Source organism: Streptomyces sp. NPDC091272 (genome assembly GCF_044757485.1).
In the GTDB taxonomy this organism is placed as follows: Bacteria; Actinomycetota; Actinomycetes; order Streptomycetales; family Streptomycetaceae; genus Streptomyces.
This window is the reverse complement of the sequence record NZ_JBIVVC010000014.1, coordinates 151,890-178,667: the sequence shown is the minus strand read 5'-3', so window position 1 is coordinate 178,667 and position 26,778 is coordinate 151,890. Positions and strand designations below refer to the sequence as shown.

Genomic DNA, 26,778 nt, shown 5'->3' with positions numbered 1-26,778 from the left:
CCAGCCCTGGCTGTCGGGGCGGCGGGGGCGCCGGCTGCGCCCCCACCCCGCCCCGCGGGGCGGCGGCCGCGCCCCCGCCCCCCCCCCGCCCCCGGCGCCCCGCGGCCCCCGCCGCGCCGCCCCCCCCCCCCCCGGCGGGCCCCCCGGGGCCGTGGTGCGCCGTCAACTCAGCGGCGCGGACGTGCTGTTCAGCCTCCGACGTTCACGTCGATGCAGGCGTAGAAGGCGTTGGTCGTGTTGGCGACGTTCCACACGGCCAGTACCTTCTGCTTGCCGGAGAGGCCGCCGAAGTCGACCTGATGGCTGACGGTCGCGCCCGGCTGCGCGCCGTGGTCGTCGAAGACGGCTATCTGATTGCCGTCGACGTAGTACTCCCAGGTGCTGGTCGCGTGCTGGGCGGTCAGCCGCCACTGGAAGGTCGCGTTCTTCGGTACGGGGGTGGCGACCCAGCCCTTCGAGTCGTCGTCGAGCTCCGCGAAGCGGCTGTTGCCGCCGCTACAGCTCTTGAGCCCCTTGGGGCCCTCGACGCTCTGCGGTTCGTAGGTGATGTCGCCGCACGGCACCGTGCCCGCGGCGCACTGCGCCTGACGGCTGGGCGGGTCGGAGATGTATCCGTGCGCGCTCGCGGAGCTCGCGGGCAGGGACACGGCGATGACCGGGGCGAGGAAGGCACCTACGAGCGCGGCCTTCGTCCTTCGGGTGTTCATGCGTACTCCTTCACTTCAGGGCTTCCCGGAAACACACGGCGTGTGGGGGGCCGGGTGTCCTCGGGTCGGCCTCTCGTGGGTGGGGCCAAGAGGCGCGAAGGGTGGCACAGAGCTCTCCGGGCACGGGGAGTTCGACCCCGTAAGCGGAGTGGTGAATTCTGCTTGGACTAGACCATACAAGTGGGCGTGGCCCTGTCAAGGAGTCGCGCGGAAACGGGTGTTGGCGCGACACGTGCCCAACTGGCCCCAGTACTCGCTCGGTTGTGCTGTGGGTGACGTCCCTCGAACACGGCGGCACGGCGCTTCGGCCACACCTATGGTGACCGCACGGTCGCCACGAGTGGTGGCGGTGCACCGGCTCGACGTGAGACTCGACGCGAGAAGAGGCCCAGCCATGGCCAGCGTGTTTCAGCAACGCAAGATCGAGAACATGTTCGCCGCGTTCGACGTGAACGGGGACGGCTATCTGCAGAAGGACGACTTCGAGGCCCTCGTGGTCCGGTGGAGCCAACTCCCCGGCGTGGAGCCCGGAACGGAACTGCGGGAGCGGGTGGAGACACTCCTGATGGGCTGGTGGGACGGCCTTCTGTCGGTCGCCGACGCCAACAACGACGGCAAGGTCGACATGGGTGAGCTGCTCACCCTGGTGGATCGTCTGCCCGCCATGCGCGACACCGTGGCGGCGACCGCGGACACCCTCTTCGACGCCGTGGACGAGAGCCGGGACGGCCGCATCTCACGCGCCGAGCACCGTCGGCTCGTCGAGATCTGGCACGGCCGGAGCGTGGAGACCGACGACGTTTTCGACCGGCTGGACCTGGACGGGGACGGCTACCTCGGCCGGGCGGAATTCGCCGCGCTGTGGTGCCAGTTCTGGATCAGCGACGACCCCTCGGAACCGGGCAACCTGATGTGCGGACGCATCCCCGGCCAACCCGACCCACGGTCCCGCTGACCTTCGGGGCTTCCGGCGTCACAGCGACCCGCGGTCCCGCTGACCCCTGGGGGCCTCTGGCTGACCCATGGGACCTCCGGCGCCGCAGCGACCCGCGGCCTCACCGGCCTCCGGTCTCGCCTGGCCCGCCCGAATGCGGTGTACCCGCGGCCCGCTGCCGGTCGGACGGTCGTCCGGCGGCGGGATGCGACCCGCCCGCCGCGGGCCGTACGTGTGCGGAGGCGGGCCGCAGCGCAGGGGCGATCACCGCGGCGACGAGCAGCAGGGCGAGGACGCTGATCAGTGCGTGGCGCAGCCCGAGGTGTTCCCCGAGGAGCCCGAGCGCCGGCGGTCCGACCAGGAAGGCGAGGTAACCGGCGGTCGACATGGCCGCGACGCGTGCGGCCGCGTACTGCGGATCGTCACCCGCGGCGGAGACGGTGACCGGGAAGCCGAGCGACGTGCCGAGCCCCCACAGCACGACTCCCGCGGTGGCGACCACGGGGTCCGAGGGGAAGACGACCAGGGCCAGGCCCGCGGCGGCGCCCAGCGCGCTGGCGCGCAGCACCGCCGCGCGGCCGAAGCGGACGAGGAAGGGACCGCCCGCGAAGCGCCCCAGGGTCATCGACACGGCGAACGCGGTGTAGGTGAGGGAGCCGGCGGTGGCGGAGGTGCCGTGGCCGTCCACCATCACCAGCGGGAGCCAGTCGTTGGCGGACCCCTCGGCCAGCGCCATCGCCAGGACGACGACACCGATGAGGACCAGCCGCCGGTCCCGCCAGACCCGGAGCTGGTCCTGCCAGCCGCCGGAACGCCGGTCCGCGGGGTCGGCCTTGCCCGTGCCGTACGGAATCGACGTGACGGCCCAGACGGACACGCCGGCGAGCACGACGGCGACGGCCAGCAGGTGCAGGCCGACGGGGAACCGCGCGGCGGCCAGGGCCATGCCGAGCAGCGCGCCCACCACGGTTCCCAGGCTGAAGCAGCCGTGCAGTACCGGCAGGACCGGCCGGCCCACGCGGCGTTCCAGTGCGGCGCCCTCGATGTTGAAGGCGACCTCCGCGAGGCCGAGGCCCGCCCCGAAGAGGGCGAGTCCGCAGAAGACCCCGGCGGGCAGCGCGGTGGCGGCCCCCGCGGAGACGACCGCCAGGCCGGCCACGATCAGTACCGCGCCGACCCGGATGACGGGACGCCCGCCGTGCCGCCCGACCAGGCCGCCGGAGGCGAGCACCCCGACCATGGAGCCGGTCGACAGCCCGAACAGGACGAGCCCCATGGCCCCGGTGGACACGCCGAGTTCGTCCCGTATCGCGGGAGTACGCGACACCCACGACGCCATGCCGGCGCCGGCGACGAGCATGAAGGTGAACAGGGCGGCACGCCAGCGGCGAGTGGTCGCGTCCAAGGTGATCGTCCTCAGGAAGGGGAGCAGGAGGGAGCGGGAGGGAGTGGGAATAAGCGGAGGGAGCCGGGGGGAGGGTGACGACAGCGCCGGTTTCCCGGCGGAGAGTACGATCGTACATTCGCGAGTGTACGATCGTACCCATGACTGACTACTTCGCCGGGGACCCCCGTAGCCAGCGCGAGCGCATGCTCGCCGGAGACCTGTACATCGACGACGACCCGGAGAACGCCCGGGAGCACCAGCGGGCCTTCCGGCTGGCCTCCGAGTACGCGGCCGCCTTCGCCCAGGACGCGGAGGCGGCCAGGCCGCTGCTGGCGGAACTCGTCGGGACCCTGGGGGAGAACGCGGAGATCAGGCCGCCCCTGTGTGTCGACTACGGCAGCCGGATCCACGTCGGCGCGGGCACGTTCGTCAACTTCAACCTCACCGCGCTCGACGTGGCCCCGATCCACATCGGTGAGGACTGCCAGATCGGTCCCAACGTGCAGCTGCTGACGCCGACCCACCCGATCGAGGCGAAGCCGCGGCGGGACCGGCTCGAAGCTGCCAAACCGATCACCATCGGGGACAATGTGTGGCTCGGCGGCGGCGTGATCGTCCTGCCCGGCGTGCACATCGGTGACAACTCCGTGATCGGGGCCGGCGCCGTGGTCACCAGGGACATCCCGGCTAACGTGGTGGCCGTCGGAAATCCCGCCCGGGTGATCCGCTCGATCCAGGACCCCGACCAGGGCCCCGACCAGGGCCTCGACCACGGCCCCGACCAGGACCCTGGTCAGGGCGCCGACCAGACCTGACCTGTCATGAGGAGACCCGGTGGCCACCGGACGCACCGATCCCCAGCGGCGTGACCGCATCATCGACGCGGCCCTCGACCTCATCGCGGACGAGGGCGTCGCGGGGATCTCGCACCGCAAGGTGGCCGTCCGGGCCGGGGTGCCGCTCGGGTCGATGACGTACCACTTCCAGAACATGGAGGAACTGCTGCGCGAGGCGTTCGGCAGGTTCGCCACCACCATCGTCGAGGTCTTCGAACAGCGGCTCGGCGCGGCGGGCACCCCGGACGAGGCCCGCGCCGCGGTCGTCGACCTGGTCCACCACCTCTCCAGCGGGGATCAGCGCCAGCTCGTCCTCACCCATGAGCTGTACACGCTCGCCGCGAGGCAGCCCGCCTACCGGGAGCTGACCCGGGCCTGGATGCACCGCAGCCGCGACATCCTCGAACAGCACTTCCCGCCGGACACGGCCCGCCAGCTCGACGCCCTGATCGAGGGTCTGTCCCTGCACCGTGCCCTGGATACCGAACCGCACGACCGCGCGCTCACCGCCGAGGCCGTCGCCCGCGTCACCAGGCCCGCCTGACTCCACTTCGCCGACTCAGGAGTTCGTATCTCAAGTCTCAAGGGACTCCTGCCTCGGATTTTCTGTCCCAGAAGGACAAGTGTCCCATTGGGACATTTTCAGGAGTACGGTGTGGGGCATGAGCAGCACGGAGGGCCGCCGGGTCCGTAAGGTCCAGAGGAGTCGCGAGGCCATGGCGTGCGCCGCCGTGGACCTGGTGCTCGAAAAGGGCCTAGACCAGGTCACCGTCGAGGCCATCAGCGAGCGCGTGGACGTCTCCCGGCGCACCTTCACCCGGTACTTCTCGGGCAAGGAGGACGCCGTGGTCGACGCGCTGCGGGCCGACTTCGCGCGGATCAACGCGGCGCTCGACGCCCGCCCCGCCGAGGAGAACCCGCTCACCGCCTACCACCGTGCCCTGCGCGACTGGCTCGACCACGACCCGGGTGCCTGGCACCGCGTGACCCGCTCCGGCGAGTTGCTGCGGCTGCTCCACCAGGAGCCCGCGCTGGAGTCCGCCTTCGGGCAGGTGCGCGACGAGGCGCAGGACGCCTCGGTGCGGATCGTCGCGCGCCGCCTCGATCTGGACCCCGAGCACGACCTGCGCCCGGCGCTGGCCGTGTCGCTCGCGGTGGGTGCCTTCAGCACCGCGGTGCGGTTCTGGATCGCCCCGGAGGCGAGCACTGCTCTTCCCCAGCTGATCGACGCGGCGTTCGCGGCCCTGGCCGCCGAGCCCGCACCCAGCGTCACCCGCGAGTGAAACCAGGTACCACCATGTCCACCACGCCCACCCACGCGTCCACCCACACCCCCGCCGCCGCCGACGAGTTCGCCGGCAAGAGCGCGCTGGTCACCGGCGCCGCCTCCGGCATCGGCCTGGAGATCGCCCGCCGGCTCGCCGACGCGGGGGCGTCCGTCATCGTCGCTGACCACAACGAGGAGGGCGCCAAGGAGGCCGTCGAGGCCATCAACGCGGCCGGTGGCCGGGCCGCCGCCGTCCGCGTGGACGTCACCGACCCGGAGTCCGTGCGCCGCGCCGTCGAGTTCACCGCCGCGACCTACGGCGGCCTCCAGCTGGCCGTCAACAACGCCGGGATCGCCGGGGCCTCCGCGCCCACCGGCGAGTACGGGGTGCAGGACTGGCAGCGGGTGATCGACACCAACCTCAACGGCGTCTTCTACTCGCTGCGCCACGAACTCCCGCTCATCCTGGCCTCCGGCGGCGGCGCCGTGGTGAACATGTCCTCGATCCTCGGCAGCAACGGTTTCGCCGGCTCCGCCGCGTACTCCGCCGCCAAGCACGCCGTGGTCGGCCTGACCAAGACGGCGGCCGTCGAGTACGCCTCCCGAGGCGTCCGGGTGAACGCGGTCGCCCCCGGCTTCATCGACACCCCGCTGCTCCAGGACGCCGACTCGCAGCGTGATTACCTGATCTCGCTCCACCCGCAGGGCCGCCTCGGCACCGCGGAGGAGGTCGCCGAGCTCACCCTGTTCCTGCTCTCCGACCGAGCTTCCTTCGTCAACGGCAGCTACCACCTCGTCGACGGCGGCTACGCGGCCCGCTGACCCGGCCACGCCCGGCACCGACGACACACACCACAGCGAGCGCCCGGCAGCGAGCGCGCGAAGAGAATGAAGAGAAGAGAGGACTTCTGATGTCCGCAGAACCCACCCGGATGAAGGCGGTCCAGTACCGCAGTGTCGGCGCGACCCCCGAGGTGGTCACGGTCGACCGTCCCGAACCCGGCCCCGGCCAGGTGCTGCTGAAGGTGACCGCGGCGGGCGTGTGCCACTCCGACATCGCGGTGATGAGCTGGCCCGCCGAGGCCCTGCCCTTCCCGCTGCCCCTCACCCTCGGTCACGAGGGCGCCGGGACCGTGGCCGCCCTCGGTGACGGCGTCACCGGGTTCGAGACCGGCGAGTCCGTCGCCGTGTACGGGCCGTGGGGCTGCGGGAACTGCCTGATGTGCGCGCAGGGCAAGGAGAACATCTGTCTGCGCGCCGCCGAGCTCGGCATCCGTCCGCCGGGACTGGGTGCCCCCGGTGCGCTCGCCGAGTACATGATCGTGGACGACGCGCGCCACCTGGTTCCGCTGGGCGACCTCGACCCGGTCACCGCGGTGCCGCTCACCGACGCGGGCCTGACCCCGTACCACGCCATCAAGACCTCCCTGCCGAAGCTCGCCCCGGGCAGCACCGCCGTGGTCATCGGCACCGGCGGCCTGGGCCATGTGGCCATCCAGCTGCTGCGGGCCCTGACCTCGGCCCGGGTGATCGCCCTGGACGTGAACGAGGAGAAGCTGGATCTCGCCCGCGAGGTCGGCGCGCACGAGGTCGTCCTGTCGGACCAGCACGCGGCGGCCAAGGTCCGCGAACTGACCGGGGGCCTGGGCGCCCAGGCCGTCTTCGACTTCGTGGGCGCGCCGCCCACCGTCGCCACGGCCTCGGCCTGCGCCGCCGTGGAGGCGGACGTCACCATCGTCGGCATCGGCGGCGGCAGCGCCCCGGTCGGCTTCGGCGCCGTCCCCTACGACGCCGCGTTCCGCGCCCCGTACTGGGGGTCGCGCTCCGAGCTGATCGAGGTGCTGGACCTGGCACGTTCCGGTGTGATCGAGGTCCATGTCGAGACCTACCCGCTGGACGAGGCCCCCACGGCGTACGAGCGGCTGCACGAGGGCCGCATCAACGGCCGCGCGGTCATCCTGCCGAACGGCTGACCCCCGCGGCTGCCCGCTCCGGGCGACTGCCCCCCGCTCCGGCGCCTCGACCCCGTTCCGACGGCTGCCCCCCACTCCGGCGCCTCGACCCCCGCTCCGGACGCTCGACCCCCGTGCCGTGCGTCCGGTGGCCGGGGCGTTCCCGCGCGGCGAGACTGCGGACGACCAGACGCCCGCCGTGAACCCGGAGCCCGCCATGCCGCAGCCACCCACAGGTCCCTCGTCCTCGCCGTCCTCCTCGTCATCGCCGTCCTCCTCCTCCGACGGGCCGCCCGGCCCGGACACCTTTCCGGCCGTGTGCGGCCACACGCATCTGTTCCCCGGGGCCCGCTGCAACCTCCAGGGGCTTCCCGATCCCCGTGCCTTCGCCGCCGGGCCCGAGCCGGCCGGCGTGGACCTGCGCTTTTCGGACGGGACGGCAGCCGACGCCGAACTGCGTACCGGCGGCCCGGTGGGACCCGTGCTGGCCGTTCCGGCGTACACCACGGGCGCCGGCACCCGGGTGGACGAACACACCTGGTCCGTCCGGGAGTTCCGGCAGGTGGGCGAGGAGGTCGAGCTGACGATCGGCACCAGGACCGACCGACCCGCCTGAGGGCGCGGGCGCGCGACCGGGCGAGGTGCACGACAGGGCGCCGCCCCGGGGCGGGTGAGCCGTGTCTCACCAAGGGTGTCCGTGCGGATCGCTTCCGCTCCCACGGCATCGCCCGCCTGGGTCGACGTGCCGTGGGCGTTGACGTAACCCACCTCGCGGTGGTCGAGGCGGGCGTCGGCCAGGGCGAGGCGTATGGCGTGCTTGATGCCGCGGCCGTCGGGGTGGGGGGGCGATGGGGTGATTGGCGTCGGTGATGGATCCGCAGCCGGCGAGCAGGGCCCGTGGTCGGTGGCCGCGGGCAGTGGCGTCCGCCGACCGTTCGAGGACGAGGATCGCGGTTGCTTCGCCCAGGACGAAGTCGTCGCGTGCGCGGTCGAAGGGCCGGGAGGCAGCCGCAGGATCTTGGCGCCGTGTCGACAGTGCGCCCAGTTGGGCGAGGCCGGTGACGATGAGCGGGGTCGTGCAGGATTCCGTACCGCCCGCGATGACGATGTCGCACTGGTCACGCGAACGTCTACATCGGGTGGGGGCCCTGGTCGGGCCCTATTCGGGCCACCTGGAGTTCTCGATCATGCTCACGAAGTCCGTGCGGACGAAGCCGGGCGAGAAATGTGCGAGTACGTCGGCCTTGACGTTGCCGAAGGCCGTCTCGGGACGGTGCGCGATGCCGTTCGTGAACGCCGCGAGGATGCGGCGCTTGAAGTCCGGGCGCGGGTGGGCCGCCACGACCGCGGCACGTTGCTCGCTCGTGATCTCCTCGAAGCCCAGGCCGAGTACGTCGTGCTCGACGCCCGCGGTGACCAGCGCGACCTCCGGCTCCATCCGCCACGGGATCTGCGGGGTCGTGTGCAGGGCGATGGCCGTCCAGGCGGTCCGGGCCCGATCCACGGAGAGTTCGTGGCGCAGAAGAAAGTCGCGTGCCATGTCCGCACCGTCGAGCTCGAAGCGCTGCTCGGAGTCGGCGTACTTCGCTGTCAGCCCGAGGTCGTGGAACAAGGCTGCCACGTAGAGGAGTTCGGGATCGAATTCCAGGTCGCGGTGGTGCCCGCGCAAGGCGCCGAAAAGGAAGACGCGACGTGAGTGGTCGTAGAGCAGCTCTCCTGCCGAGTCACGGACGAGCTCGGTCGCCTCCCGGGTGAGCGCGCTGTCGGGAATCTCGACGTCGGCAATCCTGGTCGTCATGGTGGCTCCTCGTCGGTGGTCTCCGGTCCACCCAGCGTGCCTCCGTGACGCGTACAGGCGCTATGTCTGTACGGACAGCAATCCCACACATTGGGACATCGCGCGGCGCTAGCCTGGGACGATGGAATCGCGCGAACGCCCCCTGCCTCGTACTGTCGCTGTTGTGGCGTACGACGGCGTCCGCCTGCTGGATGTCACCGCCCCGGTGGAGGTCTTCAGCACGGCAGCCTCCCTGGGTGCCCGCTATCGCGTGAGGCTGCTGTCCTTGCGCGGCGGGCCCGTCACCACCGCGGCCGGCACCCAACTGCTCACGGAGCCGGTCGACGACCCGACACCACGGATGCACACCCTGATCGTCCCCGGCTCCCGCGACCTGCCCCACCGGATGCCGACCGGCCTGCTCGACACCGTCCGGGCGCTGCACTCCCGGGCCTGGCGCACCGCGTCGGTGTGCACCGGTTCGTTCGCGCTCGCCGACGCGGGTCTGCTGCGCGGCCGCAGGGCCACAACGCACTGGCGCCACACGGCCACGCTGGCGCGACGCCACCCGGACATCGACGTGGACAGCGATGCGATCTTCGTACGTGACGGCCGCATCTACACCTCGGCGGGAGTCAGCGCCGGACTTGACCTGGCCCTGGCCCTCGTCGAGGCCGACGAAGGCTCCGAACTCGCCCGCGCAGTGGCACGCGACCTCGTCGTCTACCTCCAACGCCCCGGCGGACAGTCGCAGTTCTCGCACGCGCTGCGCACTCCCGCGCCACGCCACCAGGTACTCGCCGACCTCCTGAGAACCATCGCCGCGGACCCCGCCGCCGACCACTCACTCCCCGAACTCGCCCGACGGGCCGGCCTCAGCACCCGCCATCTCACCCGCCTCTTCCGTCAGGAGGTCGCCACCACACCCGCGGGCCACGTCGAATTGATCCGCCTGGAAGCCGCCCAGACACTCCTCGACGCAGGGGAAACCGTCACCACCACCGCGCAGCGCAGTGGCCTGGGCAGCGACGAGACGCTGCGCCGGGTTTTCCTGCGCCACCTCGGCGTCACTCCGACCGCCTACCGCACCCGCTTCCACACAGCCACCCGCAAACCCAGTCCCGCGCCCTGAGCCACGCGGACCGTTTCCAGCAAACCCTCGCCCCTTTCGCCGCCATCACGGGCGGGAGGAGCGCCCGTGCACCACCGGGCTCGTGGGGAGTCGCGGAAGCCCTGCGAGCCCGGCGGGGAGGGCGACGTTCGACGGAGGGGTGGGCAGGACCGTCGGACGAACTGTCGATGCCCCGTGACAGGAACCGACGCGCCCCGTTGACACTCATGCTGCATGAAGATCCGGGGGCGGCGTACCAACGAGCGGCCCTCCCGGTTTCACGGCGCACTCCACCCGTGCGCCGTCTCTCCGACGAGTCGAGAACGAGGAGCCACGTGCACCTGTCGACGCCCTCAAGGCTGGCCCTGGCCGCCGTCCTGGCCGCCACCCTCGCCGGCGGCCTCGCCCCCGTCGGCGCCGCCTCCGCGGCACCGGCCGTCCCCGCGGCACCGGCCGCCCCCGCGGCCCCCGCCCCCGACATGGCCGGCGTGACCGCGGCCCTGAACTCCGCCATGGCCAACGGCGCTCCGGGCGCGATGGCCCGCTTCACCGGGCCCTAGGGCGTCCGTACGAGCACCGTCGGCGTCCGCGACCGCGTCTCGGGCGAGGCCATGGACACCCGTGCGCGCTTCCGCATCGGCAGTGTCAGTAAGACCTTCTCCAGCGTCGTCCTGCTCCAACTGGTCGACGAGGGAAAACTGGAGCTCGACGCCCCGGTCAACCGCTATCTCCCCGGCCTGCTGCCCGACGACCGCATCACGGTCCGTCACCTGCTCACCCACCGCAGCGGCCTCGCCGACTACACCGACGCCATGTTCGCCAGTACCGTGCCCGGATTCGAGGCCGTCCGCAACCGCGTCTTCTCCTACCAGGAGCTGGTCGACCTCTCGCTGGCCCTCCCGCGCACCACCGAACCCGGTGCGGCCTACAAGTATTCCAACGCCAACTTCGTCGTCGTAGGCATGCTCATCGAGAACGCCACGGGCACCTCCGTCGCCACCCAGTACGAGCGGCGCATCTTCAAGCCGCTGAAGCTGCGGCACACCTCCTACGTCCACCCGCGGGTCAGCATCAAGGGCACGCACGTACGCGGCTACCTCCACCCCGACGAGGAGGGGGCCCCGCTGGTCGACTCCACGGAGCAGGCCGTTTCCTGGGCCCGGTCGGCCGGCGCGGTCATCTCCGACCCGGCCGACCTGAACACCTTCACGAGCGCGCTGATGCGAGGCAGACTCCTGTCGCCCCGCATGCTGGACGCCATGACCACGGCCACCCCCACCGATGCCACCGGGACCCGCTTCTACGGGCTCGGGCTGCGCCGGTACCTCCTGTCCTGCGGCACCGAGGTGTACGGGCACACCGGCACCGTGCAGGGTTACTACACCTACGCGTTCGCCACCCGCGACGGTCGGCGCGCGCTCTCCGCCATGGCGAACACCTCGAACCGCGGCGCGGCGAACACGGCGCTCGGCGGAACGCTGGAGGCGGCGTTCTGCGGGAGGAAGACCGTGCCGCCCGGGTCGTCGTCGACCGCGACGACGCGTGCGTTCTCCGTCCTTCCGGCGGAGGCCGACCTGCCCGAGCGCCGCTGAGGCGGGCCGGGCCCCGAGGCCCGAAGGGGGCGAGACGGTCCAGGGGCGTCGGCCGGCTGCCGTACGACCGCTAGGAACCACGGGGACTCGGCTTTGAAGCCTGGCTGGGCGCCGCCTCGACGGCGGCGCCCGGACGGTTCGGGGGCCGCTTCCGGCCAATGATGGTGGAGGGCAAGGGCTTTCGCGCGTGCTCCGGCGATCCCGGCAACTTCGGGGCGTCACGCTTCTTGCGAAGCGGTGTACCCGAGCCCGCTCCGCGCAGTGCCCGGCCCGATGCTTCGCCTCCGGGAATGTACTCGGGAGGGCATTGGTGCGGTTCCGTGCGGGGTTCGCGAGACAGGTGTGCCCAAGCGAATTCGCCTTCTACGCCAAGGCGCGCCTCCCTCGCGCGCCGTGCCGGGCCGGGGAGTCTACGCGGGTAAGTGCTCCAAGGCATTGCGGCCTCGTACAAGCTCTGTGCACGCCAGCGGAATCACGCCGATGGGCGCTCCGCGACAAGGGGGGCGGCCGTCTTGTGGCGCTCGAAGGAGGGTGGTTAGGCTCCGGCTCGTTTCAGTTCCTTCGTAATTTCTGCAACCTCTTGAGCGAATGGTGAACAGTCATGCCATGTCCGCACAGCGGGCACGCGGCATCGGACACCGGACGCGCGGGGGTGGCGGGGGCCGGCACGGCACCGGGAGAACCGGAAGGGGGCGGGGATGGCGGAGACTTCGGCGTCGCGGGCGGCACACGAACCGCCACTGCCGCGCCCGCAGGTGACCGGTGCCCCGAGCAGCCCGACCGTTGCCGTGCCACGCGACTTCCGTCTCTTCTGGACCTCCAACACGGCCGACGCCCTCGGCAGTCAGACCTCGGGAGTGGTGCTTCCACTTCTGCTGCTGGCCCTCGGTCACTCGCCCGCCGCGGTCGGCGTCGTCGTGGGCGCTTCGGCGGTCCTGGGCCTGGTACTCGGCCCGCTGGCGGCCCTTCCCGCCGATCGCGGGGCACGCAAACCGGTGATGGTGTGGTCCGCGTGCACGGCGGCACTGGCCATGGCGGTCGTGGCCGTCACGGTCGCCACGGGCCGTCCGCCCCTGGCACTGGTGCTGGCCGGCGTGCTGGTGGAACGGTTCGCCACCGCCGTGTACGAGGCTGCCTCGCGCGGCACGGTCGCCCTGCTCACCGGGCCGGAGGGGTACGCCCGCACAGTGGCTCGCCTGGAAGTGGGGGAGCGGCTGGCCCTCGTCCTCGGCCCGGTGCTCGGCGGCGCGCTGTACCAGCTGGGCCGCGCCTGGCCCTTCGCCGTCGACGCCGTGTCGTACGCGGTGACCGCACTCTGCGTACGGTCGATGCGCGCCGACCTGCGCGCTCTCGAACGTGTGGTCGACGCGCGGCCGACGTTGCATTCAGAAGCGCCGGACGGCACTGTCTCCGCGACAGTGCCCGACGAGGCTCAGGCACCGGCCCGGCCGACGGCGGGACCGGGCACGTTGTCCGCTGACGCCGTCCCGGCCGCCGCTCCCGGCGTGTCCCGCGCCGGCGCCAGGGTCCCGTTCCGCGCCGAACTCGCCGCCGGGGTGGGCCTCGTGGCACATTCGGCCGTCCTTCGGCTCGTCCTGCTGTGGACCTCCGTCGTCAACGGGGTGCTGGCCGCGCTCTACTTCGGCGTCCTGCTCAACCTCCAGCGCGGCGGGCACGGCGCCACCACCACCGGAGCGGTCCTCGCCGTCGCCGGCGCCGCCGGAATCGCCGGGGCGCTGGCCGCCCCCGCACTCGCCGTCCGCGTCGGCGCGAACCGCAGCGTCCTCGTGGTGACCTGGCTGCTCGTACCGCTCACCGGAGCGCTGGCCGCCACCCGTTCGCCGTGGTGGCAGGCCGTCCTGTTCGGTGCTCTCTGCCTGGCCATGCCCGTGGCCACCGTCGTCCTCCAGTCCCGGGCGATCGCGGCCACGCTGCCGAACCTTCAGGCCCGTGCCGGGGCCGTGCTGGCCACCGGAGCGGGGGCGGCGGCCGCGCTCGGGCCCGCGGCGGCAGGCATGCTGGCCGAGGCAGGCGAGGCGGGGCCCCCGCTCGGCTGCGCAGCGGTCCTGCTCGCCCTGGCGGCGTACACGGGTCGGGTCCACTCCCGCACTCTCGCGGGCGGCACGGACGGGCATCCGGGGCGTGGCAAGGGTACCGACGACACTCATAGCAGTGGCAGCAGTGGCAGCAGTGGCAGCAGTGGCAGCAGTGGCAGCAGTGGCACCAGTGGCACCAGTGGCAGCGGTGGCGGCACGGGCAGCACCGAGGGCGCCGGCAGCGCCGGAACCGGCGATCGCCCCGCAGTCACCCGTGCCGTCGGAGGTCCCGGCAGTATCCAAGCCGAGGGTGATGCTGGAACCGCCGGTAACGCCGGTAACGCCGGAACCGCTGGAACCGCCGATACGACCGGGAGTGCCTCATGACCGCCCCCACCGGCGCCGGCCCCGTCCCGGAGCCCTCTGCCGGCCCCGTCTCGCCCGGCCCCGTCCCGGAGCCTCCCGCCCGCTACCGCGTCTTCCGCGCCGCCCTTCCCGAAGTGTGCGCCCTCGACCCCGACCGCATGGTGTTCACCGCCGACGCGGACGGCCGTTGCGAGGTCTTCACCTGGAACACCTCCACCGCCACCGCCCGACAGGTCACCGACCGTCCCGGCGGCACCTTCCACTGTTCCGTGGACGCCGAAGCGTATGTGTGGTGGTTCGAGGAGGACGCCCACGGCCTCGGCCGCTGGCGGTTCCAACCCTTCGAGGGCGGCCCGACGTACGACGGCCTGCGGGAGTTGCCCGGCGGGCAGGCGCGCGGCCTCGCGGTCAGTACCGACGGAGCCGTCGCCCTCGCGCTGGGCGACGCGGTGGGCACCACGGTGTACGGCGGACAGCGCGGCGGCCCCGCCCGTCAGCTCGCCCGGCTTCCGTACCACGCCAACCTGACCGGCATCAGCGCAGACGGCGAACTCCTCTCGATCGGCGGCCAGGCCCGCTCCCCGTACGCCGTCACGGTGTTCCGTACCGCCGACGGCGCTCCTGTCGCCCAACTCCGTGAAGAAGACGGTGCGTTGTGGTCGCTCGGCTTCACGCCTTCGGTGGGCTGCCACGACCTGCTCCTCGTCCGGGAGCACGGCGGCCGCTACCTGCTCGCCACCTGGCGGCCGGGCGAACCTCCGCACGCCCTGGCCTGGGCCACGTTCGACACCGAGATCACCGCTCGCTGGAGCCCGGACGGCCACAGCGTGCTGATCCGACAGGACCGGCACGGGCGCAGCATCCTGTACCGCGCCGACCTCGACGCCCGCACCCTCACCCTCCTGCCCACCCCGCCCGGCACCCTCCTCGATGCCGCCGAGCACGGCACCGGGCCCGCCACCCGGGACCTCCACACGCTCTGGACCAGCACCGCCGAACCCCCGCGCGCCACTTCCAGCGCCGGCACCCCACTGCCCACCCTGCCGCGCCTCCCCGACCCCGTGCCCGGTGTGTCGTACGACCTGTGGACCCCGGGCGCGGACGGCGACCTGCACACCCTGGTCACCCTCCCCGACGGGGCTCGCGGCCCCGTGCCCACGGTCTTCCTCGTGCACGGCGGTCCCGCCGACCACGACCGGGACGCCTACGACGGCACCGTGCACTCCCTGGTCGCCTCCGGGTTCGGCGTCGCCCGCGTCAACTACCGGGGCTCCACCGGCTACGGACCCGCCTGGCGGGCCGCGATGACCGAGGGCGTCGGACTCACCCAGGTCGCCGACCTCGTCGCCGCCCGCGCCGCCCTGGTCGACCGCGGCTTGGCGGACGCCGGCGCCCTGGCCCTGTGGGGAACCTCCTTTGGCGGCTACCTCACCCTGCTCGCCCTCGGCGTCCGCCCCGGACTCTGGCAGGCAGGAGTGGCGGCCAAGCCCACGGCCGACCTCGCCCGCGCCCACGGCACCACCACCCCGGCACTGCGCGCCCTCGACGAACGCCTCTTCGGCGGCACCCCCGAGGAACTGCCCGAGGTCTACGCACGCAGTTCGCCCCACACCTACCTGCCCCGCCTCGAAGCCCCGCTGCTGATCGTCGCGGCGAGGCACGACGTCAAGTGTCCGCCCGGTCAGATCCGGGAGTACGCGGCCGAGTTGACGAGGCAAAGGAAAGAGCACAGGGTCCTCTGGCTGGACACCGGGCACGACGGTTATGACGGCGCGGACCACGTGCGCGCGCTGCGCGAATCCATCGTCTTCCTCGACCGCTGCCTGCGTGGCGACCGCTCCCCGGGCGACGAGCGTTCCCTGCGTGGCGACCGCTCCCCGGGCGACGACCGCCCACCGTGTGGTGACGACGCCCCGCCCGGTCCCCGGTGCCGCACCACCCCCACAGCACCCCCCGCCACCCGGCGAGGGGAGTCCGGCCCGACGGAGCACTCGGCCGTACCGGCCGGAGGCAGCACACCGCACCATTCCACGGAGAGGACGACCCACCATGCAGAAGGACATCATCAACAACGACCCGCTCGCGGGTGACGAGGAGAACCGCAAGCCGAGCGTCGGCATCACCGTGACGGTCCCCTTCCGCAACACCGAGGAAGGCCAGGACGAGGAGTAGGCGTCCCGCCGCTCCCGCGTCCGGGAGCGGTGCTTCACCACTTCCGCACCGAGGGACGGGCACGACGCCGTTCCCGCACAAGGGGCCGGTCCGGGGTGTGCGTACCCCGGACCGGCTCCACCCCCTCTCCCCACCCCAAGGAGTGCTCCCCGTGCGTGTCCTGCTCGTCAACATGCCCTGGTCGCCCATCGACCTTCCGTCGCTCGCCCTGGGGATACTCAAACGCAGTGTCGACGAGCGCGTCCCCTGCGCGTCGGCGACCGTCCTGCACGCCAACCTGGAATTCACGGACTGGATCACGGCCCGCACCGAGTTCACCGCCGACGACTACGAGTACTACGCGCTCTCCTCCTACTTCATGGGCTGCGGCGACTGGGTGTTCTCCTCCGCCCTGTACGACGACCCCGCCTGGCGCGTACGAGAGTTCACCGAGACCATGCGCTCCCGCCTCAACAAGTCCCGTATGCGGATGTCCCACGAACTGCACGCAGTCGTACCGGAGTTCGTCGACGAGACCGCCCGCCGCATCGTGGCCGAGAACCCCGACGTCGTCGGTTTCACCTCCACCTTCCAGCAGAACACCGCCGCCCTCGCAGCCGCCAAGCACGTCAAGCGGCTCGCCCCGCACATCAGGACGGTCATCGGCGGTGCCAACTGCGACGCCGAACAGGGTGCGGCGCTGCACCGCAACTTCGACTTCGTGGACTTCGTCGTACGCGGCGAGGGCGAGGCCGCCTTCCCGCAACTCCTCACCGCGCTCAGCACGGGCGACGACCTCTCCACCGTGCCTGGCCTGTGCCGCCGCACCGACGACGGGGCCTCCGTCGCCAATCCCATGGCCACCAGCCCGCTGCCGCCCGCCACCATCCTGCCGCCCGACTACAGCGGTTACTTCGAACGTCTCGCCGCTTCCGTCGCACGCAACTGGGTCGAGCCCAAACTCGTCGTCGAGGGCGCGCGCGGCTGCTGGTGGGGCGAGAAGCACCACTGCACGTTCTGCGGACTCAACGGCTCCTTCATGCAGTTCCGCAGCAAGAGCCCCGACGTCTTCTACGACGAGATCATGGACCTGGCCCGCAAGCACAAGGTGCTCGACATGTACGTCGTCGACAACATCCTCGACATGGGCTACCTCAACACCGTGCTGCCCCGCATCATCGACAGCGGCTACGACCTGCGCCTGCACATAGAGATCAAGGCCAACATGCGCCGCAGCCAGCTGCGCACCCTCTCCGACGCCGGTCTCATCTACGTCCAGCCCGGCATCGAAAGCCTCAACAACCGCGTCCTCGACCTGATGGACAAGGGCGTGAGCGGCTGCCAGAACGTCCGCATGCTCCGCGACGGCGCCGAGACCGGACTCTCCGTGTCGTGGAACTACCTCCACGGCTTCCCCGGCGAGAGCGCCCAGGACTACGACGGCGTCATCGGCCAGCTCGCCGCCCTCGAACACCTCGACCCACCCGTCGACCTCTCCGCCCGCATCGCCATCGAACGCTTCAGCCCCTACTTCAACCGCCCCGAACTGGGCTTCGACGGCCTGCGCCCCGAAGCCCACTACCGCTTCACCTACGATCTCCCCGAGCGGGAGCTGTACGACCTCGCGTACGTCTTCGAGGCCCCGGAACGCGGCATCGCGGAGCCCACCGTCTCCGCCCTCAACGACGCTCTCGCCACGTGGAAGAAGCACCACGCGGACGCCCGCCTCACCCATACCGACCTGGGCTCACGCATCGTCCTGGTCAGCAGAAGGCGCGCCTTCGACTGGCGTACGAAGGAACTCACGGACCCCTTCGAGGTCGCCCTCTTCCGCCTGCTCGACCAGCCGCACACTCCTGCCGCCCTCCTCCGCAAGGCGACCGCGCGCGTCCGGGACCACGACCGCACCGAGGCCGACGTCGCGCACCTGCTCACCGAGTGGGTACGCCTCGGACTGGTCTTCACCGACGCCGGACAGTACGTCCATCTCGCCCCGGCGGCCGTCAACGAGGACCTTCTGCGACTGGACTTCATGCGCCACCGGCACGCGGCCCCGGCGCCTGAGGCGGACCAGGGTCCCGAGCGGGACACGGAACCGGACCGCACGCCCGCACTGGCCTGACCCCGCCCGCGCAACGGCCCGCCACGACACGGAGAGACCCCCGCCATGGACACAGCTTCCACCCCCGTCGACGCAGCAGCCCCCCTGAACGTCTCCGCCTGGCGCGACTACGACGAAGCCGCCTGCGCCCTGCCCGGGATGTTCCTGGGGGACTTCGAACTGACCGCTGCCACAGGTGAGGAGGCCGACCGGCTCTGGGAGGCCGGCGCCCGCCGCGTCCTGCTGCCCGAGCCCGTCGACCTCACCGAACCCGACGGTCCTGCCGCCGCCCGCCGCACCGTACGGGCCCTCAGCCTGGTCCGCGACCTCACGGCCCGCGCCGTGCTCGTCGAATGGGACCTGCGCCTGGACCCCGCCCGCCCCGACGACCCGCTCGTGCTCAGCCACCTGCAGCCGCCGCGCACCCTGTACGGCCACCCTGACGCCGAAGCCGCGCTCGCCACCTGGCGCAACGGCCACTACCTGGGCAAATGCCTGTGGCGCAACGGACCCGGCTTCTTCCAGATACGCGACCGCCGCTGGGGCAACCTCCAGCGCTTCACCGCGGACGAGCCGCACTACCGCACCGCCGTCGACGCGCTGGCCTACGGCGCGCCTGCGGAGTCCGTGCCGAGGGACGCCCTCGACGACTTCACCGAGGAGCGCCTCGTACTCCATCACGGGCCGCTCGCCTGGTGGGTCCCCTACCGGGTGAACCGGTGGACCCAGGAGGCCATGGCGATCTGAACCACGCGGCCCCGCACGACCGGCACGGTGGAAGGAAGGCTTCAGGACCAAAGCACCCAAATAATGCGCAAAGGGTCGCTTTGGATCAGAAGGTGAACAGACTCGGCCGGGCTCGCTGCTCTGCCTCCATCGTGGCCAGCGCGTCGCGACAGGCGGCCGTGAACTTCAGGAACGTGGCGTTGAACGTGGTCGCCCGGTTGGTCGCGCCGGAGAAGTTTCCGAACAGGCTCTGGCGCAGTTCCGTGGTGAGCTCCAGCTGGCTGCCGCCCTCGCCGGTGAGGGTGCGGTTGCAGATGTTGTGGGGGAGGTCGCCGTTGAGGTCCTCCGGGTCGCCTGCCATCACCTGAAAGCCGGCCGTGCGCAGGCTCGCCGTGAGGAGCGTACGCAGCCGGGCGTTCAACCCGCCGACGACGACGGCCTCCGGCCGGTTGGCGGGCGCGCCCGCCTGGGCGGCGGTGCATCCGTGCAGGCTGAGGACGTTGGCGCTCGCCGCCGCCATCGACCGGGCGACGGGGTCGTCGCAGTGCGACGCCGTGACGTGCAGCTTGCCGTTCCCGGACGGCAGCAGTCCCTCCAGCATCCAGTAGTCGTGGAGCGCGGCACCCTCGGTCAGCGGTGCGAGGGTGTCCGGGCGGTATCCGGCTATCGCCAGGCACAGTTCCGAGGTGCCCATCTCGATGCCGCCGCCGTGGATCGCCAAAACCGTCGTCAGCCGCGGTCCCGGTGTGGCGAGCTTGTCGTCGTCGGCCATCTCGTGGCGCTTGAACCGGCGCGCGAAGTCCTTGCCCTCGACCGTGGCGCGGTAGAGCGCCGTGTTCGACGGATACGTGTCGTCGCCCGTCGCGGCGAAGGCCGGTGTGGCGGTGAGGGTGCTCAGTACCGGGGCGCCGACGGCGACCGCGGCGAGGGTGGTGAGGACGGTGCGACGGTTCGCACGGAAGTCTGGCATCGGGTTCCTTGACGGGTGAGAAGACGGACGGGAACGGCCGGGAAGGTGGAAGGCCGCCGGCCTGAACTGCTGCAGGTCTGCCGCTCGGGGGCGCCTTGCCCCGGCCCGGCGCGGCGCGGCGCGCGCGCCTGGTTCGGCGCACGCGCACCGTGCGGGTCGTTCACTTTGTGTGAAGGACGTTCACTGCGTGTGCGGGGCCGGTGCGCTTCCCGGAGCAGGAACCTAGCACCGGCCCGCGCGAGGCCCTGGTGTACATCCATTTCAAACTGGAAGTGTGCGAATTGCGAAGGTCATCTTCACTGAAAGCTTGTGGCAATGACTCAAAAAGAAGGATATTGCTGCCCATTCGCTCCCGTCCGAGCATCGTTGACCTTCACATGGTGAAGACGTGACGCAATGGTTGTGAAGGAGAAAACGGACAAACGGAAGGTATAAGTCCACACTCCTGTTACTTTTTCTCCGCCCGTCGTTCGAACGGGAGTTGACGGGCCAGCTCAGCAAGTCACGCAAACCCAGGGGGGAATGCTCCGCATGCACGCGCACGCACACCCAGCACCAGAGTCACCACCACCGGCCGCCCGACGTCGCAGAGTCCGCACTTCGCTCGTCGCCGTCACCGCGCTCAGCCTGCTCGCCACCGGCGCGGTCCAGGCGAACGCCGACCACCAGCCCGCCGCACCTGCCAAGCCCGCTCCCACGGCTACAGGACAGCTCGGCCAGGCGTTCAAGGACGCCGCCCGCAGCGGCAAGCGCGTGGAGGCCGTCGCCGAACGCACCGCCACCAGCACCACCTGGGCCAACAGCAACGGCACGGTCACCGTCGACTACCACGCCGCCCCGGTCCGGGTGCCGAACGCCCAGGGCGACGCCTGGCAGGCCGTCGACGCCGGTCTGGTGCGGGCGGCGGACGGTTCGGTACGTGCCAAGGCGCACCCCGGCGCGCTGAAGCTGGCGGGGAAGCACGAGGGCACCCGCCCCACCGGACGCTCCGCCAAGGCCGCAGCCACCGACGCCGTGCCCCTCCTCACCATGGGCTCCGGTGCGCAGGCGCTCACCCTCGGCTGGGAGGGCCCGCTGCCCGCCCCCGAGCTCGACGGCGAGCGAGCCGTCTACCGCGACGCGCTGCCCCGTACGGACGTCGTTGTCGAGGCCACCCGCACCGGCGCCGAGCAGTACGTCGTCCTCAAGGACAGGTCCGCCGCCGAGAACGGCACGTTCACCCTGCCGCTGAAGGCCGCCGGGCTCACCGCCAGGCGTGGCCTCGACGGCAGCGTCTCCTTCCTCGACAAGAAGAGCGGCCTGCCCGTCGGGGCGATACCCGCCCCCGTCATGTGGGACGCGAGCATCGACGAGCGCTCCGGCGAACACCTGCGGCGCGGCAAGGTCTCGATGCAGGTCGAGCAGCAGGGCGACAGCGTCGCGCTTAAGATCAGCGCCGACCCCGCCTTCCTGAACGACCCGAGGACCGTCTACCCCGTCACCGTCGACCCGGCCCTCAAGCTGGGGGACACCTTCGACACCTTCGTGCAGCAGGGGTACGGGACCGACCAGTCCCACGCCACGGAGCTCAAGCTCGGCAACAACGGCTCCGGCCAGGTCGCCCGCTCCTTCCTCTCCTTCCCGACGGGCTCCTTCGCGGGCAAGAACGTGCTCTCCGCGTCGCTGAACCTGTACGAGTACCACTCGTGGTCCTGCTCGGCACGCGCCTGGGAGGTGTGGTCGACACCGGCCGCCTCCACCGCGACCCGGTGGACCAGCCAGCCCAAGTGGACGTCGAAGTCGGCCACGTCGACGCAGACGAAGGGCTTCTCCTCGTCCGCGTGCGCCGCCGGATACGTAAGCGCCGACACCACCGCGCTGGTCAAGTCCTGGGCGGCCAAGGGCGGCACGGTCAACCACCTGGGTCTGCGGGCCGCCGACGAGACCGACGAGTACGGCTGGAAGCGGTTCAACTCCTCGGACGCCACCAGCAACGACCCGTACCTGTCGGTGACGTACAACACCAAGCCGGGCACCCCGGTCGTGAACCCGCCCACACCGGGCGGCACTTCGGGCACCACCGCGTACGTCATCTCGACCACCCCTTCGTTCTCGTTCCGCACCGCGGACGCCGACAAGAACGCGCTGACCGGCAGCTGGCAGCTGACCGAGGGCGCCACCGTCGTCGCCTCCGGCACGACCCCCTCCGCGGCCGCCGGAACGACGGTCACAGTGAAGGCGCCGGCGGGCAAGCTGCTGGACAAGCACACCTACTCCTTCCGCACCCGCACCAGCGATGGCACCGACTGGTCGGACTGGTCCGACCCGCTGCCCTTCCAGGTCGACCTGGCCAAGGCCCCGCCGCCGCCCGCCGACCTGCCGCAGGCCCCGCAGACCGGTGGCGCCGAGACGCTGAACCCGATCCTGTCGGGTGTGGTGACCGCGCCCAACGCGGGTACACCGACCGCGGAGTTCGTCCTGAAGGACGCCACGGGAGCGGTCGTCGGCGGCACCCCGCTGGCCTCTGTCAGCGTGGAGAGCGGCAAGCGCGCCGCTCTGGAGGTCGGTGACGGTCTCGTCGTCGACGGCGGCGCCTACACCTGGCAGATGCGTGCCTGCACGCCGGGCGGCTGCTCGGCGTACACCGCGCCGGCCGCGTTCACCGTGCGTGTTCCGGCCGCCCCCGTGCAGCCCGAGCCGACCACCGTGACCGTGCCCGCCGCCACGGACTCCTCCGTGAAGGCGGGCACCGCCGACACCCCCGTCACCGACGGTGACCTGCGCGTCGGAGCGGACGGGGCGGACACCACGCACTGGCACAGCTACCTGAAGGCCGACCTGAGCTCGCTGCCCGCCGGGGCGCGCATCGTCGGAGCCACCCTGTCGCTGGACGCGGCCGGCTGCCTGGGCGCCTGCGAGGCGCACCAGATCGCCGCGCACCCCCTGAACGACGCCTGGGACCCGGCCACCGGCACCGGTGAGGGCCTCGTCGCGGCCGAGAGCGAGGAGCCGTACGCAGCCTCCGTCGCCGACCCGCTCGCGCTGGACCTCACCGAGGCCGTCTCGCAGTGGTTCTCCGACCCGGAGTCCGACAACGGCTTCGCCCTGCGCGCCGCCGACGAGGACAGCGACACCACCACCGGCGTCACGTACCACTCCTCGCGCACCACCGGCGGCGACGCCCTGAAGCCGCGCCTGCGCGTGGCCTACCTGCCCGCCACCGCGCCCGGGAAGCCGACCGAGGTTCTCGCCGTTCCCGGTGACAAGTCCCTGGTCGCCACCTGGAACACCCCCGAGGACACCGGCAGTTCGTCCGTCGACCCGGTGACGTACAAGGTCGTCGTCCGCGACAGCGGCACCACCCAGGTCGCCGAGACCACCACCGCCGACCGCCGCGCCGCCTTCGCGGGCATCGCCGCGCTCACCAACGGCGGCAGCTACACCGTCGAGGTGTCGGCGGTCAACGCACACGGAACCGGGGCCGCCGCCCGTTCGGCGCTGGTGCGACCGGTGGCCGCGGCCGCCGACCAGAACGCCCTCAAGGACACCGTGCAGCAGTTCACGGCCGCGTCCGACGGGCTGCTCTCCGGCAAGTACGCCACCGTCGACGCCGCGCTGGCCGCGTCGCCGCTGGCCGCGTCCTTCGAGACGCTGCTGCGGGCCCAGGGCCCGGCGATCCTGGAGGACAGGGCCGCGTACGCACGTCACGACGTGACGTACAAGAACCTGACCGGCGCGCTCTCCGATGCCGTCGTCAGCTCCAGCGGCAGCACTGCCGTCCTGCGGGTCACCCGCACCGGCACCCGCACGGAGGTCGAGGACGGAGTCGACTCCGACCCGATCGAGGAACTCGCCGAGGAGGAGTACGTCTTCACGCTCCCCGGCGCGGGCAAGCCGCCCGTCCTCCAGCGCGTGAGTGACGACCGTGACGTGTACGCGGCCCTGCCGGCCGGTGAGGCGGCCCGGGTCGCCGTGACCGTGGAAAGCACGGACGACGCGGAGAGCGCGGAGCCGGTGGACGCCCCCGCGATCCAGACCGACGCCGACGGGTTCTCGCTGGAGGACCCCAACCCTCCGGTCCAGGCCCGCACCTCGCTCAACCGCTCCGGCGCCGCGTCCTGGGCGAAGAAGCACGCCAAGGACAAGGACGAGTTCGGGACCGACTGCACCAACTTCGTGTCCAAGGCCCTCAACCGGGGCGGCAAGATGCGCATGAAGAGTCCCGGCTGGTACCGGAGCGACAACTACTGGTGGCGCACCTACGGCTTCCTCGGCAACCAGACCTACTCCTGGGCCGCTTCCAACCACCTCTTCTCGTTCTTCAACAAGAAGGCGAAGGTGACCTGGCGCTCCTACGACGCCCAGGCGACCGCGGGTGACGTGGTCTTCTGGAAGTGGAAGCGGAGCAAGCCGATCCAGCACGCGTCGATCGTCATCAGCAAGTCGGGCAGCCGGGTCAACATCGCCCAGCACACCAGCAAGTACCGGATCACGACGATGAAGGACGGCCGCAAGCGCAACCGTCCGTACTCGGTTTGGATCGCGCATGTCACACCCAAGTGGTAGTCCCGTTCCCCCGGACGGCACCGCCCGGATCGCTGCCGGCGAGGGCCTCGGCCCCCGCCGGCGGCGGCGCCGTGCGCTGTGGACGTCCCTGACCCTGCTCCTGGTCGCGCTCATCGCCGCGGGCACCTGGCGGTTGCTGCACGATCCTGCCCCGGACCCCGCCGACCTGCCCTACGCGCTGAAGTCCGGGCCGAAAGTGACGCTCACCTACGCCGGCTCCGGGGCCGACACCGGTGCGCCCGCGGACGAGGGCCTGCGCACCTTCCTCCAGGTGCTGGTGCAGCGCATCGCGGAGGGAGACACAAAGGAGGTGGACGCCCTGGCGCAGGGTTACCCGGACGGCGCCGCCGTGCACCGCGAGCAGTCCGACTTCCCGCCCTCGTACGCCCAGTGGGCTTGCAAGGCCCCGGTGTCCGTCCGCCTCTCCGCACCGACGGACACCCGCCCACTGCTCACCCGCCTGGCCCACCCGGGCGGCGGCACGGCCACGGCCGAACTGTCCTTCACCCGGCCGGGCACGACCGCGTTGCCGGAGGTACGGGTGGAACTGTCCAGAACGGACGGGATCTGGTGGGGCTACGTGCTCGACTGAGGCACCGCTGACATACCGCCCTGCCGCACCGGCGGGCGGACATCGGCCGACGGCCCGCGGGGTGTTCCAGCCCTGGGGGCCGTCGGTCTTTGCCTGGCTTACGGCGGTTCGGCGGTTCGGCGGTTCGGCGGTTCGGTCGTGCGGCACGCTGCCGCGTGTGCGACCGCGCTCCGGTTGTGATCGGTCGTACGGCATTCGGCGCCGGGTGCGGCGGTGGCACCGCTCTCGGCGTTCGATCCGGTCTCAGCGGCGCGGCTCGATCTTCAGGTCGCCGCTGTTCAACGTGCGGCCCCTGGCGCTGGAAAGGAAGTCGTGCGGGAAGCCCAGCCCGATGGCGCTGACCTCTTCGAGGCGGGCCAGTTGGGCGGCGGTGAAATCGACTTCCAGGGCGCCCAGATTCTCCTCCAGCTGTGCGGGGGTGCGCGCACCGATGATCGGCGCCGTCACGCCCGGGTTCTGCAGGGGCCACGCCGGCCCGACCTGGCCGGGGGTCCTGCCCTGCTCTGCGGCGACCGCTTTCACGACGTCCGCGATGGCGAGGTTGCGCTCGGTGAGCGCGCTGTTGGCGAGGTTGAACGCCTTGCGGGTGCCGTCGGCGCCACCCTGCGTCGCGGCCCTGCAGTAGGCAGGCCGCCGGGTGACGCCGTGCCGCGGATCCTGCCGATCCGTTACGCGGTTCAGCCCGGCGAGGCACTGGACTCCTGACTCGCAGTCCTGAGAACCGGCACCCAGCTCCGCCCCACCGGGTCCTACCCAAGGCAACCGTAGAAGAGCTGGGCGCGTGGCTACAGGCGCGGGGCGGACTGCCCAACGTGCTGGATGTTCGGCATCAGCACGGCGAGTGCGTGCTCGGCCAAGGCAGCGGTCGAGTCGAGCACAGGCAGGATCTTCTGTGCCTGGTCCGAAACCAAGGGGATCTCCGTGCAGGCGGCAATGACTATTTCTGCTCCCGCGTCGTGGAGTTCGGTGGCAGCGGCGGTGATGTGGGCTCGGGCGGCGGCGCGTGGCTGACCCTGCTTGACGGCTGTGATAGCGCTGTTCACGTGCTGTGCCTGGGTGGTCTGGGTGACGTGGATGACGCGCAGGCCGAGTCGGTCTGCGGCAGTCTCGTACAGGCGTGCCTGACGGGTGCCCTCGGTGGCTAGGATGCCCACGTTGCGCAGGGACGGTTTCTGGGCCTGACAGGCTCGCAGGGCGATCGAGACCATGTCGAGCACCGGAAGGTCGGTGTGGTCTCGTAGGGCATTGCGATAGGCGTGGGCGGTGTTGCAGGGAATCGCCACGCAGGTGGCGCCGGCCTGGGCGAGCCAGGACAGGCCGGTCAGCATCGTCTGGAGCGGGGAGGGGCCTCGCCCCAGCAAGGCTTCGGTCCGGTCGGGGACGGTGGGGTCCGCCCAGATGGCGACGGGCAGGTGTTCCTGGTCACGGCCGGCGGGTGTCCGTTCGATCAGGCACCGGTAGAAGTGAGCGGTGGCCAGGGGGCCCATTCCCCCAAGGACTCCCAGCAGTGTGGCAGGCGAGCGCGGTGCCGCCCTTGCCCGGCTCTCGCCTGTGGATGGGCCCTTCAGGGGGGCCGCTGCCGGTATGGCCATCGGTGTCGGATGCATGGGTGCCAGTCTTCGGTGCCATACGGGACGCAGCTTCGTCGGTCGAAACAAAAGGGGGTCGTTCGACCGGTGCGGTGGCACCAGCCCGGTTCCGCGCTCACCCGCCGGAAAGACAGCGGCC

Annotated in this window: 21 protein-coding genes and 2 pseudogenes; 16 read left to right on the top strand and 7 right to left on the bottom strand. The window is 71.6% G+C overall.

The features are described from left to right. Positions 1-188 precede the first annotated feature (188 nt). Positions 189-707, bottom strand: a complete 519-nt coding sequence (locus ACIQM4_RS30540) for a lytic polysaccharide monooxygenase auxiliary activity family 9 protein (RefSeq protein ID WP_401598225.1) — start codon at positions 705-707, stop codon at positions 189-191. 394 nt (positions 708-1,101) lie between these two features. On the opposite strand from ACIQM4_RS30540, the gene ACIQM4_RS30535 reads away from it, so the two are divergent. Continuing rightward, complete coding sequence (locus tag ACIQM4_RS30535; protein ID WP_401598223.1) at positions 1,102-1,662, top strand: EF-hand domain-containing protein; 561 nt, start codon at positions 1,102-1,104, stop codon at positions 1,660-1,662. 100 nt (positions 1,663-1,762) lie between these two features. On the opposite strand, the gene ACIQM4_RS30530 is transcribed toward ACIQM4_RS30535, so the two are convergent. Then, positions 1,763-3,001 (bottom strand): MFS transporter, encoded by a 1,239-nt coding sequence (locus tag ACIQM4_RS30530; RefSeq protein WP_401598288.1) that lies wholly within the window; start codon positions 2,999-3,001, stop codon positions 1,763-1,765. 185 nt (positions 3,002-3,186) lie between these two features. Here ACIQM4_RS30530 and ACIQM4_RS30525 point away from each other — a divergent pair, with 185 nt between their 5' ends. The 6 genes from ACIQM4_RS30525 to ACIQM4_RS30500 all read left to right on the top strand — a co-directional run bounded on the left by ACIQM4_RS30525 (position 3,187) and on the right by ACIQM4_RS30500 (position 7,699). Continuing rightward, complete coding sequence (locus ACIQM4_RS30525) at positions 3,187-3,843, top strand: sugar O-acetyltransferase (protein WP_401598222.1); 657 nt, start codon at positions 3,187-3,189, stop codon at positions 3,841-3,843. A gap of 19 nt (positions 3,844-3,862) precedes the next feature. Next, on the top strand, positions 3,863-4,408 hold the full coding sequence (locus ACIQM4_RS30520) for a TetR/AcrR family transcriptional regulator (RefSeq protein WP_401598220.1): 546 nt from the start codon (positions 3,863-3,865) through the stop codon (positions 4,406-4,408). A gap of 118 nt (positions 4,409-4,526) precedes the next feature. Then, the gene (locus tag ACIQM4_RS30515; protein ID WP_401598218.1) at positions 4,527-5,147 is read left to right on the top strand and encodes a TetR family transcriptional regulator; all 621 of its coding nucleotides are present in this window, start codon (positions 4,527-4,529) and stop codon (positions 5,145-5,147) included. 14 nt (positions 5,148-5,161) lie between these two features. Further along, positions 5,162-5,953, top strand: a complete 792-nt coding sequence (locus ACIQM4_RS30510; RefSeq protein ID WP_401598217.1) for an SDR family NAD(P)-dependent oxidoreductase — start codon at positions 5,162-5,164, stop codon at positions 5,951-5,953. 110 nt (positions 5,954-6,063) lie between these two features. Continuing rightward, complete coding sequence (locus tag ACIQM4_RS30505) at positions 6,064-7,104, top strand: NAD(P)-dependent alcohol dehydrogenase (RefSeq protein WP_401598286.1); 1,041 nt, start codon at positions 6,064-6,066, stop codon at positions 7,102-7,104. Between the two features lie 196 nt (positions 7,105-7,300). Next, positions 7,301-7,699, top strand: a complete 399-nt coding sequence (locus ACIQM4_RS30500; protein ID WP_401598215.1) for a hypothetical protein — start codon at positions 7,301-7,303, stop codon at positions 7,697-7,699. A gap of 363 nt (positions 7,700-8,062) precedes the next feature. Here ACIQM4_RS30500 and ACIQM4_RS30495 read toward each other — a convergent pair. Together ACIQM4_RS30495 and ACIQM4_RS30490 are read right to left on the bottom strand one after the other, a co-directional pair. Then, positions 8,063-8,149 (bottom strand): annotated as a pseudogene (locus tag ACIQM4_RS30495) (hypothetical protein); the annotation flags it as partial. Positions 8,150-8,242: 93 nt separating this feature from the next. Beyond that, the gene (locus tag ACIQM4_RS30490; RefSeq protein WP_401598213.1) at positions 8,243-8,881 is read right to left on the bottom strand and encodes an HD domain-containing protein; all 639 of its coding nucleotides are present in this window, start codon (positions 8,879-8,881) and stop codon (positions 8,243-8,245) included. A gap of 163 nt (positions 8,882-9,044) precedes the next feature. Here ACIQM4_RS30490 and ACIQM4_RS30485 point away from each other — a divergent pair, with 163 nt between their 5' ends. The 7 genes and pseudogenes from ACIQM4_RS30485 to ACIQM4_RS30455 all read left to right on the top strand — a co-directional run bounded on the left by ACIQM4_RS30485 (position 9,045) and on the right by ACIQM4_RS30455 (position 18,964). Then, entirely contained in the window at positions 9,045-9,992 is a 948-nt protein-coding gene (locus ACIQM4_RS30485; RefSeq protein WP_401598211.1) for a GlxA family transcriptional regulator, read from the top strand. A gap of 458 nt (positions 9,993-10,450) precedes the next feature. Then, positions 10,451-11,563, top strand: a pseudogene (locus ACIQM4_RS30480) (serine hydrolase domain-containing protein). A 698-nt stretch (positions 11,564-12,261) separates the two neighbouring features. Beyond that, on the top strand, positions 12,262-13,986 hold the full coding sequence (locus ACIQM4_RS30475) for an MFS transporter (RefSeq protein ID WP_401598210.1): 1,725 nt from the start codon (positions 12,262-12,264) through the stop codon (positions 13,984-13,986). Beyond that, on the top strand, positions 13,983-16,055 hold the full coding sequence (locus tag ACIQM4_RS30470) for a prolyl oligopeptidase family serine peptidase (protein WP_401598208.1): 2,073 nt from the start codon (positions 13,983-13,985) through the stop codon (positions 16,053-16,055). The genes ACIQM4_RS30475 and ACIQM4_RS30470 overlap by 4 nt, the downstream gene beginning before the upstream one ends. Next, positions 16,015-16,137, top strand: coding sequence for a hypothetical protein (locus ACIQM4_RS30465; RefSeq protein WP_266661285.1), 123 nt, complete (start codon positions 16,015-16,017; stop codon positions 16,135-16,137). Before ACIQM4_RS30470 ends, ACIQM4_RS30465 begins: the two co-directional genes overlap by 41 nt. 151 nt (positions 16,138-16,288) lie before the next feature. Further along, the gene (locus ACIQM4_RS30460) at positions 16,289-18,238 is read left to right on the top strand and encodes a RiPP maturation radical SAM C-methyltransferase (RefSeq protein ID WP_401598206.1); all 1,950 of its coding nucleotides are present in this window, start codon (positions 16,289-16,291) and stop codon (positions 18,236-18,238) included. Positions 18,239-18,283: 45 nt separating this feature from the next. After that, entirely contained in the window at positions 18,284-18,964 is a 681-nt protein-coding gene (locus ACIQM4_RS30455) for a DUF5825 family protein (protein WP_401598205.1), read from the top strand. Between the two features lie 85 nt (positions 18,965-19,049). On the opposite strand, the gene ACIQM4_RS30450 is transcribed toward ACIQM4_RS30455, so the two are convergent. Beyond that, a complete protein-coding gene (locus ACIQM4_RS30450) occupies positions 19,050-19,913 on the bottom strand; it encodes a poly-gamma-glutamate hydrolase family protein (protein ID WP_401598203.1) in 864 nt (287 codons plus the stop codon). A gap of 531 nt (positions 19,914-20,444) precedes the next feature. On the opposite strand from ACIQM4_RS30450, the gene ACIQM4_RS30445 reads away from it, so the two are divergent. Both ACIQM4_RS30445 and ACIQM4_RS30440 read left to right on the top strand, forming a co-directional pair. After that, a complete protein-coding gene (locus ACIQM4_RS30445) occupies positions 20,445-24,458 on the top strand; it encodes a DNRLRE domain-containing protein (protein ID WP_401598201.1) in 4,014 nt (1,337 codons plus the stop codon). Further along, positions 24,439-25,050 carry a hypothetical protein gene (locus tag ACIQM4_RS30440; RefSeq protein WP_401598199.1) on the top strand — a complete coding sequence of 204 codons (612 nt, stop codon included), beginning with the start codon at positions 24,439-24,441 and terminating at the stop codon, positions 25,048-25,050. Before ACIQM4_RS30445 ends, ACIQM4_RS30440 begins: the two co-directional genes overlap by 20 nt. A 243-nt stretch (positions 25,051-25,293) precedes the next feature. Here ACIQM4_RS30440 and ACIQM4_RS30435 read toward each other — a convergent pair whose 3' ends face one another. Both ACIQM4_RS30435 and ACIQM4_RS30430 read right to left on the bottom strand, forming a co-directional pair. Continuing rightward, positions 25,294-25,812, bottom strand: coding sequence for an aldo/keto reductase (locus tag ACIQM4_RS30435; RefSeq protein ID WP_401598197.1), 519 nt, complete (start codon positions 25,810-25,812; stop codon positions 25,294-25,296). Between the two features lie 23 nt (positions 25,813-25,835). Next, positions 25,836-26,555 (bottom strand): aspartate/glutamate racemase family protein, encoded by a 720-nt coding sequence (locus ACIQM4_RS30430; protein WP_401598285.1) that lies wholly within the window; start codon positions 26,553-26,555, stop codon positions 25,836-25,838. Positions 26,556-26,778: the final 223 nt, after the last annotated feature.

What these genes read in the sequence shown, in the direction of transcription:
- ACIQM4_RS30540 (WP_401598225.1), bottom strand. Translation starts at nt 707, where the DNA reads ATGAACACCCGAAGGACGAAGGCCGCGCTCGTAGGTGCCTTCCTCGCC.
- ACIQM4_RS30535 (WP_401598223.1), top strand. Translation starts at nt 1,102, where the DNA reads ATGGCCAGCGTGTTTCAGCAACGCAAGATCGAGAACATGTTCGCCGCG.
- ACIQM4_RS30530 (WP_401598288.1), bottom strand. Translation starts at nt 3,001, where the DNA reads ATGCTCGTCGCCGGCGCCGGCATGGCGTCGTGGGTGTCGCGTACTCCC.
- ACIQM4_RS30525 (WP_401598222.1), top strand. Translation starts at nt 3,187, where the DNA reads ATGACTGACTACTTCGCCGGGGACCCCCGTAGCCAGCGCGAGCGCATG.
- ACIQM4_RS30515 (WP_401598218.1), top strand. Translation starts at nt 4,527, where the DNA reads ATGAGCAGCACGGAGGGCCGCCGGGTCCGTAAGGTCCAGAGGAGTCGC.
- ACIQM4_RS30510 (WP_401598217.1), top strand. Translation starts at nt 5,162, where the DNA reads ATGTCCACCACGCCCACCCACGCGTCCACCCACACCCCCGCCGCCGCC.
- ACIQM4_RS30505 (WP_401598286.1), top strand. Translation starts at nt 6,064, where the DNA reads ATGAAGGCGGTCCAGTACCGCAGTGTCGGCGCGACCCCCGAGGTGGTC.
- ACIQM4_RS30500 (WP_401598215.1), top strand. Translation starts at nt 7,301, where the DNA reads ATGCCGCAGCCACCCACAGGTCCCTCGTCCTCGCCGTCCTCCTCGTCA.
- ACIQM4_RS30490 (WP_401598213.1), bottom strand. Translation starts at nt 8,881, where the DNA reads ATGACGACCAGGATTGCCGACGTCGAGATTCCCGACAGCGCGCTCACC.
- ACIQM4_RS30475 (WP_401598210.1), top strand. Translation starts at nt 12,262, where the DNA reads ATGGCGGAGACTTCGGCGTCGCGGGCGGCACACGAACCGCCACTGCCG.
- ACIQM4_RS30470 (WP_401598208.1), top strand. Translation starts at nt 13,983, where the DNA reads ATGACCGCCCCCACCGGCGCCGGCCCCGTCCCGGAGCCCTCTGCCGGC.
- ACIQM4_RS30465 (WP_266661285.1), top strand. Translation starts at nt 16,015, where the DNA reads ATGCAGAAGGACATCATCAACAACGACCCGCTCGCGGGTGACGAGGAG.
- ACIQM4_RS30455 (WP_401598205.1), top strand. Translation starts at nt 18,284, where the DNA reads ATGGACACAGCTTCCACCCCCGTCGACGCAGCAGCCCCCCTGAACGTC.
- ACIQM4_RS30450 (WP_401598203.1), bottom strand. Translation starts at nt 19,913, where the DNA reads ATGCCAGACTTCCGTGCGAACCGTCGCACCGTCCTCACCACCCTCGCC.
- ACIQM4_RS30445 (WP_401598201.1), top strand. Translation starts at nt 20,445, where the DNA reads ATGCACGCGCACGCACACCCAGCACCAGAGTCACCACCACCGGCCGCC.
- ACIQM4_RS30440 (WP_401598199.1), top strand. Translation starts at nt 24,439, where the DNA reads ATGTCACACCCAAGTGGTAGTCCCGTTCCCCCGGACGGCACCGCCCGG.